At 63.2% G+C, this 21,647-nt stretch carries 18 protein-coding genes and 1 tRNA gene; 11 read left to right on the forward strand and 8 right to left on the reverse strand.

Annotated elements, in window-relative coordinates; translation table 11 throughout:
• Nucleotides 1-302: 302 nt before the first annotated feature.
• Entirely contained in the window at nucleotides 303-680 is a 378-nt protein-coding gene (locus FJ938_RS00195) for a flagellar export protein FliJ (protein WP_140607091.1), read from the forward strand.
• A 108-nt stretch (nucleotides 681-788) separates the two neighbouring features.
• On the opposite strand, the gene FJ938_RS00200 is transcribed toward FJ938_RS00195, so the two are convergent.
• Complete coding sequence (locus tag FJ938_RS00200; protein WP_140607092.1) at nucleotides 789-1,187, reverse strand: helix-turn-helix domain-containing protein; 399 nt, start codon at nucleotides 1,185-1,187, stop codon at nucleotides 789-791.
• Between the two features lie 89 nt (nucleotides 1,188-1,276).
• Between FJ938_RS00200 and FJ938_RS00205 the strand changes: the two genes are divergently transcribed.
• Entirely contained in the window at nucleotides 1,277-2,203 is a 927-nt protein-coding gene (locus tag FJ938_RS00205) for an NADP-dependent oxidoreductase (protein WP_140690115.1), read from the forward strand.
• An 88-nt stretch (nucleotides 2,204-2,291) separates the two neighbouring features.
• Here FJ938_RS00205 and FJ938_RS00210 read toward each other — a convergent pair whose 3' ends face one another.
• The gene (locus FJ938_RS00210) at nucleotides 2,292-2,567 is read right to left on the reverse strand and encodes a DUF1153 domain-containing protein (RefSeq protein ID WP_006203587.1); all 276 of its coding nucleotides are present in this window, start codon (nucleotides 2,565-2,567) and stop codon (nucleotides 2,292-2,294) included.
• Between the two features lie 285 nt (nucleotides 2,568-2,852).
• Between FJ938_RS00210 and mnmA the strand changes: the two genes are divergently transcribed.
• Nucleotides 2,853-4,043 (forward strand): tRNA 2-thiouridine(34) synthase MnmA, encoded by a 1,191-nt coding sequence (mnmA, locus tag FJ938_RS00215; protein ID WP_140690117.1) that lies wholly within the window; start codon nucleotides 2,853-2,855, stop codon nucleotides 4,041-4,043.
• A 66-nt stretch (nucleotides 4,044-4,109) separates the two neighbouring features.
• On the opposite strand, the gene FJ938_RS00220 is transcribed toward mnmA, so the two are convergent.
• Nucleotides 4,110-5,075, reverse strand: a complete 966-nt coding sequence (locus FJ938_RS00220; RefSeq protein WP_140607095.1) for a Gfo/Idh/MocA family oxidoreductase — start codon at nucleotides 5,073-5,075, stop codon at nucleotides 4,110-4,112.
• 240 nt (nucleotides 5,076-5,315) lie between these two features.
• Here FJ938_RS00220 and FJ938_RS00225 point away from each other — a divergent pair.
• The 8 genes from FJ938_RS00225 to FJ938_RS00255 all read left to right on the forward strand — a co-directional run bounded on the left by FJ938_RS00225 (nucleotide 5,316) and on the right by FJ938_RS00255 (nucleotide 15,059).
• Nucleotides 5,316-5,392: transfer RNA gene (locus tag FJ938_RS00225), tRNA-Met, on the forward strand.
• 455 nt (nucleotides 5,393-5,847) lie between these two features.
• The gene (locus FJ938_RS00230) at nucleotides 5,848-6,450 is read left to right on the forward strand and encodes an ANTAR domain-containing response regulator (protein ID WP_140690119.1); all 603 of its coding nucleotides are present in this window, start codon (nucleotides 5,848-5,850) and stop codon (nucleotides 6,448-6,450) included.
• A 2-nt stretch (nucleotides 6,451-6,452) separates the two neighbouring features.
• Complete coding sequence (locus tag FJ938_RS00235; protein ID WP_181168981.1) at nucleotides 6,453-7,691, forward strand: CmpA/NrtA family ABC transporter substrate-binding protein; 1,239 nt, start codon at nucleotides 6,453-6,455, stop codon at nucleotides 7,689-7,691.
• A 359-nt stretch (nucleotides 7,692-8,050) separates the two neighbouring features.
• On the forward strand, nucleotides 8,051-8,221 hold the full coding sequence (locus FJ938_RS29275) for a hypothetical protein (protein ID WP_181165486.1): 171 nt from the start codon (nucleotides 8,051-8,053) through the stop codon (nucleotides 8,219-8,221).
• Between the two features lie 60 nt (nucleotides 8,222-8,281).
• The gene (locus FJ938_RS00240; protein WP_140690123.1) at nucleotides 8,282-9,583 is read left to right on the forward strand and encodes a nitrate/nitrite transporter; all 1,302 of its coding nucleotides are present in this window, start codon (nucleotides 8,282-8,284) and stop codon (nucleotides 9,581-9,583) included.
• A 19-nt stretch (nucleotides 9,584-9,602) separates the two neighbouring features.
• Nucleotides 9,603-12,053 (forward strand): nitrite reductase large subunit NirB, encoded by a 2,451-nt coding sequence (nirB, locus tag FJ938_RS00245; protein WP_140690126.1) that lies wholly within the window; start codon nucleotides 9,603-9,605, stop codon nucleotides 12,051-12,053.
• Nucleotides 12,054-12,058: 5 nt separating this feature from the next.
• Nucleotides 12,059-12,388: a nitrite reductase small subunit NirD gene (nirD, locus tag FJ938_RS00250; RefSeq protein WP_140690129.1), complete on the forward strand. Its 330-nt coding sequence runs from the start codon at nucleotides 12,059-12,061 to the stop codon at nucleotides 12,386-12,388.
• 4 nt (nucleotides 12,389-12,392) lie between these two features.
• Nucleotides 12,393-15,059, forward strand: a complete 2,667-nt coding sequence (locus FJ938_RS00255; RefSeq protein WP_140690131.1) for a nitrate reductase — start codon at nucleotides 12,393-12,395, stop codon at nucleotides 15,057-15,059.
• Nucleotides 15,060-15,564: 505 nt separating this feature from the next.
• Here FJ938_RS00255 and FJ938_RS00260 read toward each other — a convergent pair.
• The 5 genes from FJ938_RS00260 to FJ938_RS00280 all read right to left on the reverse strand — a co-directional run bounded on the left by FJ938_RS00260 (nucleotide 15,565) and on the right by FJ938_RS00280 (nucleotide 21,431).
• Nucleotides 15,565-16,872, reverse strand: a complete 1,308-nt coding sequence (locus FJ938_RS00260; protein ID WP_140690133.1) for a D-tagatose-bisphosphate aldolase, class II, non-catalytic subunit — start codon at nucleotides 16,870-16,872, stop codon at nucleotides 15,565-15,567.
• Nucleotides 16,869-17,816 (reverse strand): sugar kinase, encoded by a 948-nt coding sequence (locus FJ938_RS00265; RefSeq protein WP_140690136.1) that lies wholly within the window; start codon nucleotides 17,814-17,816, stop codon nucleotides 16,869-16,871. Before FJ938_RS00265 ends, FJ938_RS00260 begins: the two co-directional genes overlap by 4 nt.
• A gap of 15 nt (nucleotides 17,817-17,831) precedes the next feature.
• Nucleotides 17,832-18,827 (reverse strand): ribose ABC transporter permease, encoded by a 996-nt coding sequence (locus tag FJ938_RS00270; RefSeq protein WP_140690139.1) that lies wholly within the window; start codon nucleotides 18,825-18,827, stop codon nucleotides 17,832-17,834.
• Entirely contained in the window at nucleotides 18,824-20,368 is a 1,545-nt protein-coding gene (locus FJ938_RS00275; RefSeq protein ID WP_246673115.1) for a sugar ABC transporter ATP-binding protein, read from the reverse strand. The genes FJ938_RS00270 and FJ938_RS00275 overlap by 4 nt, the downstream gene beginning before the upstream one ends.
• 160 nt (nucleotides 20,369-20,528) lie before the next feature.
• Nucleotides 20,529-21,431 carry a substrate-binding domain-containing protein gene (locus FJ938_RS00280; RefSeq protein WP_140607106.1) on the reverse strand — a complete coding sequence of 301 codons (903 nt, stop codon included), beginning with the start codon at nucleotides 21,429-21,431 and terminating at the stop codon, nucleotides 20,529-20,531.
• Nucleotides 21,432-21,647 lie beyond the last annotated feature (216 nt).

The following is a 21,647-nucleotide window of genomic DNA, read 5'->3' on the forward strand; positions in this document are numbered from 1 at the left end:
CTCTTGAATCCAATAATGAATCACGGACCCAAATTCCTAATGCAACACATTAACAACCTGGACTAAGCGACTCCAGGGACTCATCGACGCGCCTTCGCTTCGGCGGCCGGAATTTTTACCCGGCCTTAAGCCCTGACCCGTATGATTAACAATGCCCGTAAACGAATGGTTACCGTCGGCAAAAAACTTTAGGGTTTTGTTTCCCATAGTGCGGGGAAAGCCGGTGGACACGGGCAGAGCTTGGGCCTTTCCAAGTGGTTTGGACGATATGTGCGGGTGTGCGTTTCCGGGAGTACCGAATCATGAAGTCACGTGAAAACCTCGTTCGGCTGAAACAGTTTCAGGTGAATGAGAAGCGGCGGCAGCTGCTGCAGCTCGACATGATGATCGCCGAGTTCGAGCGCATGGCTGTCGAACTGGAGCTTCAGATCACCGCCGAGGAAAAGAAAGCCGGCATCACCGACATCAATCATTTCGCCTATCCGACCTTCGCCAAGGCGGCGCGCTTGCGCCGCGACAACCTCAGAAACTCGCAGAGCGACCTCGCCCAACAGCGAAGCACTGCCGAATCATTACTCGGCGAAGCTGAAGCGGAGCTTTCCAAGGCTGAAATGCTGGAATCGCGCGACACCAAGATCCGCGACGCCGAGACCGGCGGCCGCAGCGCGATGATCGGCTGAAACGGCCGACCGTATCGTCGAGCGCGCCCGCCGGCGCGCGGCTCCGCGCGGTTCTCGAGCGGCGACTTCGAACCGGCTCCGGCCGAATTGCCGCGGAAGATTTCCGATCTAAGCGGCCCATTCCCCTTCATTCGCGGCAATCGCCTTTGCACGGGCATCCTTGATGTCCGGCGTGTGCTGTTCGGCCCATGACCTGATCTGGGTGAGCAGCCCCGCCAGGTTCTGGCCAAGCTCGGTCAATTCATATTCGACGCGCGGCGGAATGACGGCAAAAACCTCGCGCCGCACAAGGCCGTCACGCTCCAGCACGCGCAGCGTCTGCGTCAGCATCTTGGGCGTAATGCCTTCGAGCTTGCGGGCAAGCTCGCCATTACGGTGACGGCCTTTGCGCAGCGCGCAGACCACCAGATACACCCATTTGCTGGCCAGCATTTCGAGCACGGTGTGCGAAGGACAAGTCCGCCGGAACGCGTCATAGCCGAAGGGGGTGTCAAGGTCACTATCCATGAGGTGCCTATATATCGAAAAGGTGCATACTGGACAAGAGAACATTACTTTCCAAATGATAGTGGCACCATACCAGCAGGAGACATCCCATGCGTGCCGTTATCCAGAATTCCGTTGGCGGACCCGACGTGCTCGTCACTGCCGATCAGCCAGATCCGACGCCGAAGGCGGGCGAAGTGCTGGTCCGCGTCCGGGCAGCCGGCATCAATCCGGTCGATGGCGCCGTGCGCGCCGGCCGTTATAAGCTGCTTGGCGAACCGCCCTTCATCCTCGGCTGGGATATTTCCGGAACGGTCGAGACACTGGGGCCTGGTGTCATCGGCCTTAAGGTCGGCGACGAGGTGTTCGGCATGCCGCGCTTCCCCAAGCAGGCGGCGGCTTATGCCGAGCTGGCGGCCGTGCCCGCCAATGAGATAGCGTTGAAGCCGAAGAGCGCCGACCACCCCCAGGCCGGCGCATTGCCGCTGGCCGGCCTCACCGCCTGGCAAGGCCTTGTCCGCCATGGTGGGCTGAAATCCGGCCAGCGCGTGCTGGTGCATGCGGGTGCCGGCGGCGTCGGCCATCTGGCGGTGCAGATCGCCAAGGCGCGCGGCGCCTGGGTCGCCTCGACGGCCAGCCCTGACAAGCTCGACTTTGTCCGCAAGCTCGGCGCCGACGAGGTGATCGACTACACCAGCGGTGATTTCACTGAGAAAGTTCGTGACGTCGACCTGGTGCTGGAGACGGTGGGCGGTGACCAGACCGAGCGCTCGTTGAAAGTGCTCAGGCGCGGCGGCGTGCTGGTGTCGCTGCTCAATGTCAGCGATGCCGCGAAGGCGAAGGCCAGCGCTGAGGGCATCCGGGTCGAGCGCATGTCGGTCGTGCCCGACCGCGAAGCCCTCCTGGAACTCGGCCGGTTGATCGATGCCGGAAAGCTCACCGTCCATGTGGCGAAGCGCTTTCCGCTTGAGCAGGCCGGTGCCGCCCACGCTTTCCTGGCCACCAAGCCGATTGGCAAGGTGGTGCTGGCGGTCTGACCGCCAGAAGGCGCGCTTCCAGGAATGAAGAATCGCGATGGAAAACAAAGAGCGCGGAGTCCGCGCCCTTTTTTCAAACTCTCTACAGTCAGTGCCGGTATTGCTGGATGCGCGTGGTGCGCAGCCCGGCGAGGCCGTATTCGTCGATCGACGCCTGCCAGGACAGGAATTCCTCGGTGGTCAGCTTGTAACGCTGGCATGCCTCTTCGAGGCTCAAAAGCCCGCCGCGCACCGCCGCAACCACTTCCGCCTTGCGCCGGATAACCCAGCGACGCGTGTTCGTCGGCGGGAGATCGGCGATCGTAAGTGGGCTGCCGTCGGGCCCGATAACATATTTAACTCTAGGTCTAACCAGATCGGTCATCGTACTCTCTACAAAAACATCAAAGACCCAATCCCCGCCACGTTACCGCCACAGCTTTAAAAATTGCCTAAGCAGTCCGTAATGACTAGGTAAGGATCGTGAACGCGGCGTTAGTCTTTTCGCAAGCATTTGAAATATCCGGCTGCAAGCCTTGAATCGGCTGGGGAAACCTGTCCGCTCTCGGCATTGGCCAGTCCAGTGAATCGCCCCGCAGCTGGCGCCGTGGGAAAGCTTGACCTATATTCTCGACATTGGCATTCAGGCGCCGCGCAGAATGAAAGCAACATGAACAGTCTCGATCTTCCCGGACGTCCCGAAAACACCCGCATCGTCGTCGCCATGTCGGGCGGCGTGGATTCGTCCGTGGTCGCCGGCCTGTTGAAGCGCGAGGGCTATGATGTCGTCGGCGTCACCTTGCAGCTTTACGATCATGGTGCTGCGACCCACCGGGCCGGCTCCTGCTGCGCCGGGCAGGACATCGACGATGCCCGCCGCGTCTCCGAGACACTGGGCATTCCCCACTATGTGCTCGATTACGAGGAGCGCTTCCGCAAGGCCGTCATCGATCCCTTTGCCGAAAGCTATGTCGCCGGCGAGACCCCGATACCTTGCGTCTCCTGCAACCAGACGGTGAAGTTCGCCGATCTCCTGGCCACCGCCAAGGAGCTGGGCGCCGATGCGCTCGCCACTGGCCACTATATCCGCTCCGGCGCCAATGGCGCACACCGTGCGCTGTTCCGGCCGGTCGATGCCGACCGCGACCAGAGTTATTTCCTGTTCGCCACCACGCAGGCGCAGATCGACTATCTGCGCTTTCCGCTCGGTGGCCTGTCGAAGCCGCAGGTCCGCGCCATTGCCGAGGAGATGGGGCTCACGGTGGCCGCCAAGCAGGACAGCCAAGACATCTGCTTCGTGCCGCAGGGAAAATATTCCGACATTATCGCCAAGCTGAAGCCGGCGGCCGCCAATCCGGGCGACATCGTCCACATCGACGGCCGCGTGCTTGGCCGCCATGAAGGCATCCTGCGCTACACGATCGGCCAGCGCCGCGGCATCGGCATCGCGTCCGGCGAGCCGCTCTATGTCGTCCATCTCGACGCCGAACGGGCGCGCGTCGTGGTCGGTTCGCGCGAGGCGCTGGAGACGCACAAGATCTACCTGCGCAACATGAACTGGCTTGGCGACGGACCTCTGGCCGATGTCCCCGCCGGCGGCCTCGAGCTGTTCGCCAAGGTGCGCTCGACCAGGCCGCCACGCCCCGCGGTGCTGCGCCATGAGGCCGGCGTGACCTCGGTCGAACTGGCCGATGGCGAGTCCGGCATCGCGCCCGGACAGGCTTGCGTGCTCTATTCCGACGACGGCAACGAGGCCCGCGTCTTCGGCGGCGGCTTCATCGAGCGTTCCGAGCGCGGCGCAGAGGCCGAAGCCATGCTGAGCCGGCTTGCCGCGCAGCCTGCGCAGGTTCCCGCCGAATAGGATTCTATCCTCTCAAAGGCCGTGCGAAATCCGCTCTGGCCGCCAGGGTAGAATTTCCAAACGGTCTCAGGATCTGGACTTGGTGTGGGTGACCGTGCCCGCCGTCAGGATGCGCAGCACCCTGATCGCTTCCTCGCCGCTGGTGCGCGGTTCGGCCCGCGTCTCGATGCACTGGATGAAATGCTCCAGCTCGCGCGTCAGCGGCATGCCTTGCGCGACCGCGACATAGGAGGGCTCGTTGGTGGTGAACGCCCATTGGCCGCTGTCCTGCCAGACCGCGTGGCGATAGACGGCAAGCTTGCGTTCCCACGGCTCGACATCGTCGAACACCGCCATCGCCTTGGTGCCGACCACGGTCAGCCGCCGCTCGCGATAGGGGTTGAGCCGCGACGTGAAAAGATGGCTGCGCAAGCCGTTGGGAAAGCGCATGTGCAGATGCGCGAAATCGCTGAGGCTATCGAGCAGCGCCGCGCCCTCGCCGCGCACCTCGATCGGCTCCGTGCCGGTGATGGCGAGGATCATCGACAGATCGTGCGGCGCCAGGTCCCAAAGCGCATCGTTCTCGGTATGAAACTTGCCGAGGCCGAGCCTATGCGAATGGATGTAGCGGACCTCGCCGAGCTCGCCTTTGTCGATCAGCCCCTTCAGCGTCTCGAAGGCGGGGTGGAAACGTAGGACATGGCCGACCATGAAGACGCGGCCGTTGTCCTTGGCCGCTTGCACCGAGCGCTCCGCGTCCGGCACCGTCAGCGCGATCGGCTTTTCCACCAGCACGTCCTTGCCGCTCTCGACGGCGCGCACGGAAAGATCGGCATGGAACTGCGGCGGCAAGGCCATGACGATGGCGTCGATATCGTCGCGGACGAACAGCTGGTCGGGCTGGATCGCCAGGCAGTCCTGTTCGCTGGCAAAGCCTTCGGCGCGGGCCCGGTTGGCGTCGGAAACCGCATGCAGCGCGCCGAGCGCCTTGAGGGTGCGGATGTGGTTGCTGCCCCAGTATCCGCAACCGAGGACTGCAATGCGCGGCTTCATCTGTTTCAAACTCTAAAAACTCGTGGCCGAGACATAGCGACGTGCCTCTTCGAACTCAACCCCGGCGGTTGCAACCAAATGGCCACGCGGCAAAGCTTTTTCGGCAATGAGAATATGCGCCGATATAGAATGCTTCGAAGCTTGACAGGCTCGCCCTCGCAACCTTATATCCGCGCGACCTTGGCGAACGCCTCGAACTGCCTTTAGATTGAAGGCGGATTTCAGGCCTTCTGCCGCCCTGGCGGGGTAGCTCAGTTGGTTAGAGCACGGGAATCATAATCCTGGGGTCGGGGGTTCAAGTCCCTCTCCCGCTACCAACCTACTTATAAGCTATTTGAAACCACAATAAAAACATGAGCCTTTGGTGGCGCCCTGTCCGAAAAATCTTCAATGATTTCAGGGCCGAGCCTGCTACCTTGTGGTGCCAACGAACGTCGCAAATGCGCCCGAAGCGGTCTTTGCAGAGCAGATGTTCTGATGTCGCCTTTGGGCCGGAAGCGGACTTGCAGCTTCAAAGCTCGGAATGTCGAAAGCGGACCTTCATGTACCCTTGGAGCGTCGACGTGAATTGACCCAGAGCGGCCGCCGCCCCTCAGCGAGGCTGACCGTCGTACAAGGCGTTGAGTCCCCGCGTTCAATAGCACGCACGGAACGAGCAAGCAGCGCCAAGAGCCGTCGTTCTCGAAAGGCAACAACGAGAGACCGCTTCGGCGCATTGCTGACATCGCGCTATCCCGCATTGCACAATTTCGCAGCTTGGCGATATTGAGGCATGGTCCGATCCCCCCTCACCGTCCTGGTCATCGACGAAAACCGCATCCGAGCCTCGATCATTGAGGCCGGCTTGCGCGAGGCCGGGCATGAGCGGGTCACCGTCATCCATGATGTCGTCGGCATTGCGCGGCACATCGCCGAGATCGAGCCGGATGTCATCGTCATCGACCTCGAAAACCCGAACCGTGACATGCTGGAGAACATGTTCCAGCTGTCGCGCGCGGTGAAGCGGCCGATCGCCATGTTCGTCGACCGTTCCGACCAGGCCTCGATCGAAGCGGCGGTCGAGGCCGGCGTATCGGCCTATGTCGTCGATGGCCTCAGGCAGGAGCGCGTCAAGCCGATCCTCGACATGGCGGTGAGCCGCTTCAACGCCTTCTCGCGCATGGCGCGCGAGCTGGAAGAAGCGCGCAGCGAACTCGAGAACCGCAAGCTGATCGACCGCGCCAAGGGCATATTGATGAAGTCGCGCGGCCTGACGGAAGAGGCCGCCTACACGCTGCTTCGCAAGACAGCGATGAACCAGAACCGCAAGATCAGCGAGATCGCCCAGAGCCTGGTGACAGCCGCAGGGCTGCTGGGACCGGCGGAGGACGAATGAGCATGGGCGCTGCGTACCAGATCACCGCCGGCCTCATGCCGCTTTTCGACAGCGCCGTGCTGGTGGCAGCCGGCGAGCTCGGCTTTGCCGCGCGCGAGGGCATAGACCTGACGCTGCATCGCGAGACCTCCTGGGCCAACATCCGTGACCGCATCGCCATCGGCCATTTCGATGTCGCCCATATGCTGGGGCCGATGCCGCTCGCCTGCAATCTCGGACTGAGCCCGCTCGCTTCCGAGACCATAGTGCCCTTCTCGCTGGGGCTTGGCGGCAATTGCGTCACCATTGCCAACGCCGTCTGGGCCGGCATGGCGGCGCATGGCGCCGTATCGGATCTCGATCCGGCACGCGCCGGAGCAGCACTCGGCGCCTTTATCCGCGAGCGCGCGGCCGCTGGCCGCGAGCCGCTTCGCTTCGCCGTCGTGCACCCGCATTCGGGACATAATTACGAACTGCGCTACTGGCTTGCCGCCTGTGGCGTCGATCCCCGGCGCGAGATCGAAATCGTCATCGTGCCACCGCCTTTCATGGCCGACGCGTTGGCCACTGGGCGCATTGACGGCTACTGCGTCGGTGAGCCCTGGAACAGCGCCGCGGTTGCCGCCGGCACCGGCCATATCGTCACCGTCAAGGCGCAGATATGGCGTAACAGCCCGGAAAAGGTGCTTGGCGCGCGCAAGGCCTGGGCGGAGCAAAATCCCGAGGCACTGGCCGCACTTTTGCGCGCGCTGCATCACGCGGCGCGCTGGTGCCAGGACCCGGCAAACCATGGCGAATTGGCCGCTGTGATGGCGCAGCCGGGCTTCCTCGGCCTGCCGCCGGCGGTGCAGATGCCGGTTCTGACCGGCCATCTCCCGTTGGGCGGCGGCGCCGAGCGGCGTGTCGAGGACTTCTTCGTGCCCTTCGACAAGGCGGCGAACTTTCCCTGGAAGAGCCATGCGCTGTGGTTTTACACGCAGATGGTGCGCTGGGGGCAGTTGGCGCATACGCCGCAAAACCTGGCCATTGCCCGCGACTGCTACCGGCCCGACCTCTACCGCGCGGCGCTGAAGCCGCTCGGCGTGGCGCTGCCTGGCGCCAACGCCAAGGTCGAGGGCGCGCTGAAGGCCGCGACGCCGGTCGGTTCGGCAGGGGCGAGCCTCGTGCTCGGCCCCGACGGTTTCTTCGATGGCCAGATCTTCGATCCCGACGAGATCGAAGACTACATCGCTCGCCAGAAATCTGCCCATGCTGAACCCTGATCATTTCCGTGGCATTCTTATGCATTGCACAAAAATTGTGCGCTTGATTGCGCCATTGACCAATGTTTGAACTGCATACCGCGTCGGCAGAAACGTTAGCCGTGACCGATTGTCATTGATTCTACAGAGTTTTTTCATCCCAACAGAAACTGGCACGGTTCCTGCTTTGAAGTAGCCGAGCCCTTCTTGGGCAAAGTAATCGGCGTCCAATGGCGGGCGCCACAGGCAAAGCTGCCGCTCAGGTCACGACGCGATCCCGGATGTACGGACGCGCGAGGCCTGGCCGGCAGCTTCTTTGTTTTGGACCCGAACACGCAATCGACGGTGCCGACCCAAGCGGCGGCCGGCCGGAGACAATGATGACCAAACGGATCGGAATAACATCTTTCAAGGATTTCGCCCGCCGCGACTTCCTGCTGAGCAGCGCGCTGACGGCCGCGCTCGTTGCCGCGGCGCTGTTTCTGTTTCCCAATGAGCCCAAAACCACGGTCACGCGCCCCGTAGTGACTGCACAAGCCCCGTCGCGCTGACCGCGCGCTTCTCATCAACGCAATGCGCGGCGCCTCCCACGCCGCAAACCGGAGCCGACGATGACCGCAAATCTCCCAGCCACCTCCAGCCAGGACAACACCCCGCGGCAAGCACTCGTGATGTCCACCATCGCCTTCACCGTCTGCTTCGCGGTGTGGACGATCTTTTCCATCATCGGCGTGCGCATAAAACAGGAGCTCGGACTGAACGAGACGGAATTCGGCCTGCTGGTCGGTACGCCGATCCTCACCGGCTCGCTGGTGCGCATGGTGCTCGGCGTGTGGACCGACCGCTTTGGCGGGCGGCTTGTCTATACCGCAACCATGCTTGCGGCGGCGGTTGCAACCTTCCTGCTCGCCTTTGCGCATACTTATGGGCAGATGCTGGTCGCGGCGCTCGGCGTCGGGCTCGCGGGCGGGTCTTTTGCCGTCGGTGTCGCCTATGTCTCGCGGTTCTTCCCGTCCGGCAAGCAGGGCACCGCGCTCGGCATTTTCGGTGTCGGCAACGTCGGCGCCGCAGTCACCAAATTCCTAGCGCCGTTCGTCCTGCTCGCCTGGGGTTGGCAGTCGGTGGCGCTGATCTGGGCGGCGGCACTCGTCGTCATGGCGGCCATCTTCTGGTTCACGACCGGCGACGATCCGGTCATCCGTGAGCGCCGTGCCGGCAAGGCAGCAGCTGTGAGAGGTTTCTGGCAGGAATTTGCCCCGCTGAAGAACCTGCAGGTCTGGCGCTTCGCCTTCTACTACTTCTTCTCCTTCGGCGCGTTCGTCGCGCTGTCGCTGTGGCTGCCGCGTTATCTGATCGGCGTCTACGGCTTCGGCATCGCCACCGCCGGCATGATCGGCGCAGCCTATTCCATCCCTGCGAGCGTCTTCCGCGCCTATGGCGGCGTGCTCTCCGACCGCATCGGCGCGCGCACCGTGCTCTACTGGACCTTTACCGTGTGTGCCGTCGCCACCCTCGTTCTGTCTCTCCCCTCGGCAGACTATGTGGTGCGCGGCATCAGCGGGCCGATCACCTTCCATTTCGAGATCGGCCCGCTCGCCTTCATCGCCGTCGCCAGCGTGCTCGGCTTCTTCATGAGCCTCGGCAAGGCCGCAGTCTACAAGCACATCCCCGCCTACTATCCGCAGAGTGTCGGCGCGGTCGGCGGCGTTGTCGGCATGATCGGCGGGCTCGGCGGCTTCATCCTGCCGATCGCCTTCGGTGCGCTGAACGATCTTACCGGTGTCTGGTCGAGCTGCTTCATGCTGCTCTTCGTGATCGTCGTCTCCTGCCTGGCCTGGATGCACGTCAGCATCCGGCGCATGGAGCGCGCGGCGGCCGCCAACGCTCCAGACCTTTCCTACGCGGCAGAGTGACAGCGGAGCGGATCAGGACATGACCGAGAAACTCGTCATCATCGGCAACGGCATGGCCCCCGGGCGCATGCTGGAGCACCTCCTGGAAAAGGCCCAGGGCCGTTACCAGGTCACCATCTTCAACGCCGAGCCCCGGGTGAACTACGATCGCATCATGCTGTCGCCGGTTCTGTCGGGCGAAAAGGCCTATGAGGAAATCATCATCCATGGCGACGGCTGGTACATCAAGAACGGCATCACCCTCTACAAGGGCCACCGAATCGTCACCATCGACCGCCCGGCGAGGACCGTCACTTCGGACCATGGCGTCATCGAGCCCTATGACAAGCTCGTCATCGCCACCGGCTCGGTGCCGTTCATCATTCCGGTGCCCGGGCACAACCTACCGGGCGTGCTGACCTATCGCGACCTCGACGATGTCCGGGCGATGATGCTGGCCGCACAGTCGCGGGCCAAGGCGGTGGTTATCGGCGGCGGCCTGCTGGGGCTGGAGGCAGCAGCCGGCCTCAACGCACAGGGCATGGATGTCACAGTGCTGCATGTCATGCCGACGCTGATGGAGCGCCAGCTCGATCCCGCCGCCGGCTATCTCCTGCAGCGCGCGGTCGAAGAGCGCGGCATCAAGGTCATCACCAAGGCCAACACGCAATCGATCACGGGCAACGGCAAGGTCGAGCAGGTCGAGCTCGCCGACGGCACCATCATTCCGGCGACATTGGTGGTGATGGCTGTCGGCATCCGGCCGAATGCGGCGATCGCCAAGGAGGCGGGCATTGCCATCAATCGCGGCATCGTCGTCGATGCCGGGATGCGCAGCAACGACCCCGACATCTACGCCATCGGCGAATGCGCCGAGGTCAACGGCATGGTCTACGGGCTGGTGGCGCCGCTCTATGAGATGGCGCGCGTCGCAGCCTCCCAGCTTGCCGGCGACGAGACCGCCGCCTTCGTCCACATGGACACGCCGACCAAGCTCAAGGTCACCGGCATCGAGCTGTTCTCGCTCGGCGACTTCGCCGACGGCGACGACCGCCAGGAGATCGTGCTGCGCGATGCATCGGCCGGCGTCTACAAACGCCTGGTGCTGAAGGATGACCGCATCATCGGCACAGTGCTTTACGGTGAGACAGCCGATGGCGCCTGGTTCAACGATCTCAAGAAGAAGCAGACCGACATATCGGAGATGCGCGACACGTTGATCTTCGGCCAGTCCTACCAGGGGGGTGCCCCGCTGGACCCTATGGCGGCCGTTGCAGCCTTGCCGGATGATGCGGAAATCTGCGGCTGCAACGGCGTTTGTAAAAGCAAGATCACCACAGCGATTATGGCCAAGGGCCTGACCTCGCTCGACGATGTGCGCGCCCACACCAAGGCGTCGGCGTCCTGCGGCTCCTGCACCGGGCTGGTCGAGAAGCTGATGGTGCTGACCATCGGCGACAAATACAACCCGGCAGCCGTGCAGCCCATGTGCTCCTGCACCACGCTCGGTCACGACGAAGTGCGTCGGCTGATCAAGGCAAAGCACCTCAAGACCATTCCGGCCGTCATGCAGGAGCTGGAGTGGCAGACCTCCTGCGGCTGCGCCAAGTGTCGGCCGGCGCTCAACTACTATCTCGTCTGTGACTGGCCAAGCGACTATGCCGACGACTACCAGTCGCGCTTCATCAACGAGCGCGTCCACGCCAACATCCAGAAGGACGGCACCTATTCGGTCGTGCCGCGCATGTGGGGCGGTGTGACCAATGCTGCGGAACTGCGCGCCATCGCCGATGTCGTCGACAAATTCGAGATCCCTATGGTCAAGGTCACGGGCGGCCAACGCATCGACATACTGGGCATCCGCAAGGAGGACCTGCCGGCGGTATGGGCCGATCTCGGCCAGGCTGGCTTCGTGTCCGGTCATGCCTATGCCAAGGGCCTGCGCACGGTGAAGACCTGCGTCGGTTCCGACTGGTGCCGTTTCGGCACGCAGGATTCGACAGGGCTCGGCATCCGCATCGAAAAATTCATGTGGGGTTCGTGGACGCCGGCCAAGGTCAAGATGGCGGTGTCGGGCTGTCCGAGGAATTGCGCCGAGGCGACCTGCAAGGATGTCGGCGTCATCTGCGTCGACAGTGGCTACGAGATCCATTTTGCTGGTGCGGCCGGCCTCGACATCAAGGGCACCGAAGTGCTCGGCCTGGTCAGGACCGAGGACGAAGCGCTGCAGCATATCGTGGCGCTGACGCAGATGTACCGCGAGCAGGGCCGCTATCTCGAGCGCATCTACAAATGGGCCAAGCGCATCGGCATCGCCGAGATCAAGCGCCAGATCATGGACGATGCGGACAAGCGCCAGGCCTTCTACGAGCGCTTCGTCTTTTCCCAGAAATTCGCCCAGGTCGATCCGTGGTCGGAGCGCGTCTCCGGCAAGGACAAGCACGAATTCCGGCCGATGGCTTCGGTTGGATTTGCCCAGGCGGCGGAGTGACAATCATGGAGTGGATCGCTATCGGCACGCTCTCCGACATCCCGCGCCGCGGCGCGCGCTGTGTCGCGACGCCACAAGGCAAGATTGCCGTCTTTCGCACCGCAGACGACGCGGTCTTCGCCATCGACGACCATTGCCCACACAAGGGCGGGCCGCTGAGCCAAGGCATCGTGCATGGCGCGGCGGTAACCTGTCCCTTGCACAATTGGGTGATCTCGCTGGAGACAGGCAAGGCGCTCGGCGCCGACGAGGGCGCGGTGCGCACTATCCAGGTGAAGACCGAGGACGGACAGTTGTTCATCGCGCTGGCAGCGCTGGCGAGCCGCGCGGCCTGAACCCATGGAAATCGACGCAGCGCGCGAGGTGAGTACCACTTGCCCCTATTGCGGGGTGGGTTGCGGCGTGCTGGCGAAGGTCGCCACGGATGGACAAGTCACCGTCCGTGGCGACCCCGACCATCCCGCTAATTTCGGCAGGCTCTGTTCCAAGGGCTCCGCACTGGCCGAGACCATTGGCCTCGACGACAGGCTGCTCCATCCCGAAATCCACGGCCGGCGCGCGGGCTGGGATGAAGCACTCAACCTTGTCGCCTCGACCTTTTCGCAAACTGTCGCTGAGCATGGTCCTGATGCGGTCGCCTTCTATGTCTCGGGCCAGTTGCTGACCGAGGATTATTACCTCGCCAACAAGCTGATGAAAGGCTTCATCGGCTCGGCCAACATCGACACCAATTCACGCCTCTGCATGGCCTCCTCCGTCGCCGGCCACCGCCGCGCCTTCGGCGCCGACACCGTGCCCGGCACCTACGAGGATCTCGAACTCGCCGACCTGATCGTTCTGGTCGGCTCCAACCTCGCCTGGTGCCATCCCGTGCTCTACCAGCGCATTGCCGCGGCGCGGGAAAAGCGGCCTGACATGAAGATCGTGCTGGTCGATCCGCGCCGCACCATGACCTCCGATATCGCCGACATGCATCTGGCCATCGCGCCGGATGGTGACGTCGCGTTGTTCACCGGGCTGCTTGCTCATCTCGGCCAGCAAAATTCGCTGGACCGCGCCTACATCACCACGCACACGACCGGCTTCGGGCAGGCGCTTTTCGCGGCCTCGGCGCTCGACCTTGCCGCCGTCGCCGCCGCCACGGGCCTGAGCGAGGAAGAGCTCGTCCGTTTCTACAGCCTGTTCGCCGCGACGCAGAAGACCGTCACTGTCTACAGCCAGGGCGTCAATCAGTCGACGTCGGGCACCGACAAGGTCAACGCCATCATCAACTGCCATCTTGCCACCGGCCGCATCGGCAAGCCGGGGACAGGACCGTTCTCGGTGACCGGCCAGCCCAATGCCATGGGCGGCCGCGAAGTTGGCGGCCTGGCCAATATGCTCGCTGCTCATATGGAGATCGAAAACCCCGAGCATCGTGAGCGGGTGCGGCGTTTCTGGAAGGCGCCCGCCGTCGCCCACAAACCCGGCCTGAAGGCGGTCGACATGTTCGAGGCGGTGGCCGACGGGCGCATCAAGGCACTGTGGATCATGGCCACCAACCCGGTCGATTCCATGCCGGATGCCGATGCCGTCGAAGCCGCGATCAAGGCATGCCCATTCGTCGTGGTTTCGGATGTGTTGGCAGAGACCGACACAGTGCGTCACGCCCATGTATCCCTGCCGGCCACCGCCTGGGGCGAAAAGGACGGTACGGTCACCAATTCCGAACGCCGCATCTCGCGCCAGCGCGCTTTTTTAGCCGCGCCCGGCGAGGCGCGGTCGGATTGGCGGATTATCGTCGAGGTGGCGAAACGGATGGGTTTTGACGAGGCGTTTTCGCATGAGACCCCGGCGGAAGTTTTTGTCGAACATGCCGCGCTGTCGGGGTTCGAAAATGATGGCGAGCGTGATTTCGATATCGGCGCTTATGCTGCGATCGATGTTGAGGACTACGATGCGCTAGCGCCATTTCAATGGCCAACGCCGCGCCAAAGCACTCAAACCAGCACACGTTTCTTCACCAACGGCAATTTCTACACCCCCGACCGCAAAGCGCGCTTCATCGCTATTCGCGCCGCGACGGAAGTCCGCACCACCGCCGACTACCCGCTCATCCTCAACACTGGCCGCATCCGCGACCACTGGCACACCATGACGCGGACGGGTAAAAGCCCGCGCCTGTCACAGCACATCGCCGAGCCGTTTGTCGAAATCCATCCCGCGGATGCGCTGCACCACGGCTTCGGCGACGCCGATATCGTGCGGATTTCCAGCCCGCGCGGCGAAGTGCTGGTCCGTGCCCTGATCACGCCCCGCCAGCGCCAGGGCAGCGTCTTCGCGCCGATGCACTGGACCGACCAGTTCGCTGCTAGGGGCCGGCTCGACGCACTCATCGCGCCGCTCACTGACCCAATCTCAGGCCAGCCGGCGCTAAAACACGTCGCGGCCCGCATCGAGAAATTTGCCGCCAAGGTCTTTGGTTTTGCCGTGACACGGCAACGACCCGAAGCGATCAGTGCCGACTATTGGGCAGCAGCCCGCTGCAAGGGCGGATGGCGGGTCGAGCTGGCCTTTGCCGACGCCGCTGCCGACTGGACTGCCTTCGCCGGGTCACTCTTCGATGCCCCCTTGGCCGAAATGCTCGCCTATCACGACCGGGACGCCGGCCAGCACCGCATCGCCGCCTTCGACGGTGAGCGCCTCGTGGGCGCCTTTTTCGTCGCGCCCGCTCCGGTCGCGGTGTCGCGCAGCTGGGCTGTTGAACAATTGGAAGCGACCCACGCCAGCCAGCGCGACCGCTTCACGATCGTCGCCGGCCGCGCCGGTGTCGAACGGCCCGATGCCGGTGCCACCGTCTGCTCCTGTTTCAACATCGGAGCCAACCAGATCGTTGCAGCGGTGGCGGCCGGTTGCACCACCGTCGAAGCCATCGGCGGGGCGCTGAAGGCCGGCACCAATTGCGGCTCCTGCCGTGCAGAGATTCGTGTCATCCTCGGGGCAGCAAGATTTCAGGCAGCGGAGTGAGAGTTGCTGGATGCTGCCAACTGTCGGTGGCGAGTGGTCGGTTGCGAAGCAAGTTAGGCAAATGCTGCTCCTGCGACATCTCGACCTCCAGAGTGGCCACCAAAATTGTCTGCTTTGGGCAATAGGCACAGTCGCCCTTACGACCGACATGCTGAAGGGTTTCGGGTGCCGTCAGGCGTACGAAAGCCTCTCATGCAGGAACCCGCGGGCCACAGTTGATGGCTATGGGGATTTTAGTTTGCGGCTGATGTCGGCGATGGCGTGACCGCCCCCGTTAGGCGACGCGGTGGACACGGATGGACCGCTCAGTGAAGCCTCCGCACAGCCTTGTAGCCTCTGCGCGCTGGGACAGCCGGGCATCGAGGCAACTACCGTCAGATACGCGCCATTGTCACGACACGGGCCGACGAAGTCTGTCGCTTGATCGCGCATCCTATGCGCGCTCCGCTATCAACGCTTCGCCGATATCCGCAAGCGAGGCATTCGACCTTTGATGTCCCTCCGGCTATGGCCGACTAGATAAGACCTTTGCAGTTGGTGATGACGCGTGGTTGTAACTGCGCACAACGTTGCGCACCGCTTCCACCATTAGCGCTTTTGGAGTCGCTTTCACCTTGCCCGCCGCAACCGCGGGATAGAGCGTGCCGAGATACTGGCTGATCAGCGTCTCGGGGATTGGGCGGCCGTCCAGCCGCTGAAGCAGGGCGTCGACCGCGGCCAATGCCTGCGGATGGGGCCAGTAATAGCGGATGCGGTCGCTGTAGGAGAAATGGCGCTGCAGGCGCTGTTCCTGCGCATCGCCATGATAGTATTTATCCCAGTTCCTGGGCTCGGCCAGCAACAGCCGTTCCATCTTGCCGCGCAGAGTTTCCTCCTCCGGCAGACGGTCCAGGAAGGCCGCGATCTGGTCGAGGCCATAGAGCGCCTCGCGCAGCGCAAAGGTCAGGCCGGGGCCAACCTTGAGGATCGCGAAGCCGTCGCGAACCAAAGCGGAAAGCGCCTCCTGCGGCTGATAATCGGTCGAATGTGCCTCGAAGACGAATTGCGGCATCTGCTTGAGGACGCCGCGCAAGGCGACAGCCTTGGCACCGTCGTAGACGACGACATTCTCGTTGCCGAATTCGACGCCCGGCTGCACCACCGCGCCGATGGCGCGCGAGAAGGCATCCTGTAGCCCGAGCGCGGCGAAGGCCCTGCGGTGAACCTCGATGGTTTCGAGCGCGGCTTCCGGCTTGGTAAGTTCCAGGTGATCGAGCGCCTCCATCGCCCCACCGGGGATCGGCACCTCGGTGCCGACGATGTAGACCGGCAGGTCGTAGCCGGCTTCGGCCGCCGCCCTTTCGGCGACCTTCGCCAGGCGCGCGGCGCGCACGGCGGTCAGGGCGTCGGGCAGCGCCACCGGCTCACCCGCGCAACCCATCGACGTGTCGAGATGGATCTTCGTAAAGCCTGCCCGCACAAAGGCATCCATCATGACTTCGGCGCGCTGCATCGCTTCCTCGGCCGGGAGATGCTTCCATGGGTTAGGCCCCAGGTGATCGCCTCCTAGAATCAGGCGCCCGGCGTCAAATCCCAGCCGAGCGGCAATGGCCTCGACGAAACGGCGGAAGTCGGCGGGCGTCATGCCGGTATAACCGCCTTCCTGGTTGACCTGATTGCAGGTGGCTTCGATCAGCACCGGTGAGCCGGTCGCGATTCCCTCCAGGAGAGCGGCCTCCACGACGAGCGGATGCGCGGAACAGATCGAGGTGATGCCGCTACGCTGTCCGCTCGCGTGGCGTGCGGGCAGGCCGCTCAGGATGTCGGTGCTCATGCCGGAACTCCATGCTCGTTCAGAAACGCTTCGATTTCGCCCATGGTGGACGTGCCTTCCATCGGCCCTTTGACACTTACCGCCCGCGCGCCGGTGGCGTTGGCGATGATCAACGCCTTGCGCGGTTCCATGCCGCGCAGCCAGCACGTCACAAAGGCCGCGCCAAAACTGTCGCCGGCGCCGGTCGGGTCGACTTCCTCCACCTTGAACGCCGGAGCGAAGGCTTCGCCAGATCTGTCGAAGTAGCTGGCGCCCTGCGCGCCACGCTTGACCACCACGGCCTTGATGCCGCGGTCGAGCAGGTCCGCGACCGCGGCCTTCTCGTCGGTCGATTTGGTAAAAAGGAAGATTTCCTGGCCGCTCGGCATGAACAGGTCGGTATTCTCCAGCGCATGGGCGAGTGCTTCACGCATGCCGGGCAGTTCGAGCATTTCCTTGCGGATGTTGGGGTCGAAGGAAACCGTGCCGCCCTTGGCCTTGATGCGCGAGGTGGTCTCGAAGATGGCGGTGACGATGCCGTCGAAGAACAGCGCCGAGCCCATGATATGCAGGTGGTCGGCGCTGTCGATGAGCCTTTCCGCCTCCGACGTGAGGCCGATGGCGCTGCAGGCGCTGTGGCGGATGTTGTAGATGAAGTCGCGATTACCGTCCGGCCGGTAGCGCACGAAGGCGCTGCCGGTGGCCGCGGTTGGATGGATGCCGATGGCCGAGACATCGACGCCGTCACGGCGCAAACGCTCGACGTTGAGCGTGCCGAAATCGTCCTTGCCGACAGTGCTGACGATGCCGCAGGGTTGGCCGAGCTTCGCCGCCTGATCGATGAAGATCGCCGGCGCGCCGGAGGCGAAGGGACCGACGAGCTGAATCGGGGCGGTGAAGCCATGGCCCGACTCGACGGCCATGATCTCGACGAGGATCTCGCCTATCGTGATAATCTTCTTCATGTTTGTTTCACCCGATCACGTTCTGACGGACTTGCTGCGCACATCGAGCCAGACGGCTACGAGAATGACAACGCCCTTGACGATGAGCTGGAAGAAGTAAGGGACCGACAACATGTTCATGCCGTTGTTGATGACCCCGATGATGAGAGCGCCGAGAATGGTGCCGATCATCGTGCCGACGCCGCCGGCAAGCGAGGTGCCACCCAGGACCACGGCGGCGATGGCGTCGAGCTCGTAGCCCATGCCGGCGTTGGTCTGAGCCGAGGACAGGCGCGAGGAGAGAAGTATGCCGCTGATCGCGGCCATGACGCCCGAGATCATGAAGACGATGATCTTGACGCGGTCGACGCGGATGCCGGAATAGATCGCCGCCTCTCTGTTGCCGCCGGTCAGGTAGATCTGCCGCCCGAAGATCGACTTGGACAGCACGACGTGGTTGATCACGAACAGGACGGCCATGATCCAGATGATGATCGGGATGCCCAGCCAGCTGTCGGCGCCGATCGAGAGCCATGCCTCGTTGTCGATCATTGCCGGCGCGCCATTGGTCGGCAGGCTGACCGCGCCGCGGTAGATGCCCATCGTGGCTACCGTCACGATGAAGGATGGTAGCATAAGCTTGGCCGACAACGCGCCGTTGAGCGCGCCCATCAGCGCGCCGGCAGCCAAGGTCAGGAGCACCGTCGGCAGGAAACCGAAGCCCATGCCGAAGGCTTGCGCGGCCACCATGCCGGCGACGGCGATGATGGAGCCGATGGACAGGTCGATGTCGCCCAGCAGGATGACATAGGTCATGCCGTAGGCCGCGACCGCAATGACGGCCACCTGCTGCACGATATTCATGAAATTGTTGAAGGCCAGGAAGCGCGGGTTCAGCACCGAGAAGACGACGCAGAGCACGGCTAGAGAAATGATGATGCCGCCATATTGGCGCACCATCGGCGACCTTAGAAACGAGCGGCGGACCTCGGCATCCGCGGCCTTCTTCTGAATGTCTTGGACGTTGCTCATGCGTGCATCCCCGCTGCGTAGTTCATGACGGTTTCCGGTGTGAGGCCATCGGCTTCGAGCACGGCGGCCATTTGCTTGTTATGCATCACCACGACGCGGTCGCTGAGGCCCAGAACTTCAGGAAGCTCCGAGGAAACCATCAGGATCGCGGCGCCGTTGGCGGCAAGCTCGCGAATAATGCGGTAGATCTCGAATTTGGCGCCGACATCGACGCCGCGGGTCGGCTCGTCCAGGATCAGCACCCGCGGCTTGATCAAGAGCCATTTGGCCAGCACGATCTTCTGCTGGTTGCCACCGCTCAGCGAGCCGGCAATGGTGTCGATCGATGCGGTCTTGATGGCCAGGCGTCGCACCTCGCTCTTGGCGGCCTCGCGCTCGGCCGAACTGCGCATCAGGCCGAGCGGCCCCGCAAGCTGGCCGAGCGCCACCATGTTGATGTTGCGCTCCACGCTATGAGGCAGCACTAGGCCTTCTTCCTTGCGGTTCTCGGTCACGAAAGCGATGCCGTTGCGGATCGCCTCCGTCGGAGAGGCAAGCGCCAGCGGTTTGCCGTCAAGGACGATTTCGCCCTGCGGCTGGTACATGCCGAACAGAGCCTTCATGACATCGGAGCGGCCCGAGCCGACGAGGCCGAACAGACCGACGACTTCGCCGGGTTTGACGTCGATCGAGACATCCCGAAACTTGCCCGGAACGGTGAGATTCCTGGTCGCCAGCATCGCAGGCGTTTCAGCAGCGGGACGCGGCACCTGGCGCGGTGGGTAGATGTTGTTCATCTCGCGTCCGACCATCAGGGCGATCAGCCGGTCGATGCTGGTCTGGCTCTTCTCGGTGGTGGTCACATACTCGCCGTCGCGCACGACGGTGATGTCGTCGGACAGCCGCATGATCTCTTCCATGCGGTGCGAGATGTAGATGACGGCCTTGCCGCGCGCCTTCAGCCGGTCGATGATCGTGAACAGGATCTCGGCCTCGCTGTCCGAAAGCGACGAGGTCGGCTCATCGAGGATGATCACGTCGGCGGGCAGGCTGAGGCCCTTGGCGATCTCCACAAGCTGGCGCTGGGCGATCGAAAGGTCGCCGAGCTTGGCTCGCACGTCGACCGGCAGGCCGAGGTCGCGGATGAGCTGTTGGGCGGCCGCATTCAACTCGCGGTCGCGGATGAAGCCGAAATGGCTCGGCTCGTGGCTGGCGAAAATATTCTCCGCTACCGACAAGTTGCGGCAAAGGCTGAGTTCCTGGAACACGATGGAAATGCCGTGCGCGCGGGCGTCGCGGGGATTTTGCGGCACATAGGGTTTTCCGTTCAGGACGATGCTGCCTGACGTGGGCTTGAAGACGCCGGCAAGGATCTTCATCAGGGTGGACTTGCCGGCACCGTTTTCACCGAGCAACGTGTGCACGCGCCCACGCCGCACGGTCAGGTTCATACGCTTGAGCGCCACGATCGGGCCGAATGATTTCGCGATATCGCGAATTTCGAGCACCGTGTCGGCGGCACGCGACGTGTCGGCATCGGCATTTGGGTTGATGACTGTCACGAGTTGTTCCTCCTCTGCCTTGCGGCTCGCCCGCCGGTGACATGGCGAGCGGAACCACTTTTCCTTTCTCCAGGCGCGATGGTGCCGGCAATTGGCTGACCGGACCATCGCTCGGAGAAGGTAACGGCGACAAACCTCCCAGCCGCCGCCGTCGAACTGGCTACTTGGTTTCACCATCCTTGGTGACGACGCCCGGAACGATCGGCTGCTTGGCCGGAACGGTCTCGCCCTTGATCACCTTGGCCGCGGTCTCGACCGCGACCTTGCCCATCTCGTCCGGATATTGGGCGATGACGCCTACCATCACCGGGTCGTTCTTCACAGCGTTGCGGGCCTCTTCCATGCCGTCAAAGCCGATGACCTTGACCTGGGCCTCGAGCTTGGCCGCCTTGACGGCTGCCGCCGCGGCGAGGGCCGCATCGTCGCCGAAGCCGAAGATGCCGACGATGTCGGGATTGGCCTGCAGCATGTTCTGCGCGGCGGCCAGCGCTTCCGGACGGGTGATGCCTGGCTGGATCGCGACGATCTTGACGTCAGGGTGCTTCTCGAGGCCCTTCTTGAAGCCCTCGACGCGGTCCACCACCGATTGGACCGTCGGATAGTCGATGATGGCGACATTGCCCTTGTCGCCAATGGACTTCGCCATCAGCTCGGCCGCCTTTTCGCCGCCGGCGAAATTGTCGGTGCCGACGAAGGAAGTCACTTCCGCGGCATTGGCCGGGATGTCCACGGTGATGACCTTGATGCCTGCCTTCTCGGCCTTGGTGATGGCCGCGCGTACGCCTTTGCTGTCCACCGGGGAGATGATGATGACACTGACGCCCTTGGTGATGAAGTCCTCGACATCGGCAAGCTGCTTGCTGAGATCCTGATTGGCGATGGCGATTTCGAGCGGCACCTTCTCCGCATCGGCCTCCTTCTTCATCGCGTTGGCGAGTGAAATGTAGAACGGGTGCTGCTGGGTCAGAAGCGATGCGCCGATGCCGTCAGCGGAAGCGACGCCCGCCATCACGGCGAGGGCTGTCGCGGACAGAAGAATGCGGCCGAGCGTTTTACGAAACATGATTTCCTCCGAATGGAGCCGGTGCTGGCCGGCTCGTTGTTGATCTGAACATGAACGATGCGTTTCCCGCCTGCTTGCCGCCGCCAGGCGGCAACCTCCATGGCGAGAATTCAGCCCGGAACCCGAGCTGCGGCTTTAAATGTCATGCCTCCTTCTTCGTGTCAATTTATTTCTTTACACGCGATAAAAAATAAATTGATAGATGCACGAGGGATT

Origin of the sequence: Mesorhizobium sp. B2-4-14 (assembly GCF_006442155.1) — a bacterium.
Lineage (GTDB): Bacteria > Pseudomonadota > Alphaproteobacteria > Rhizobiales > Rhizobiaceae > Mesorhizobium.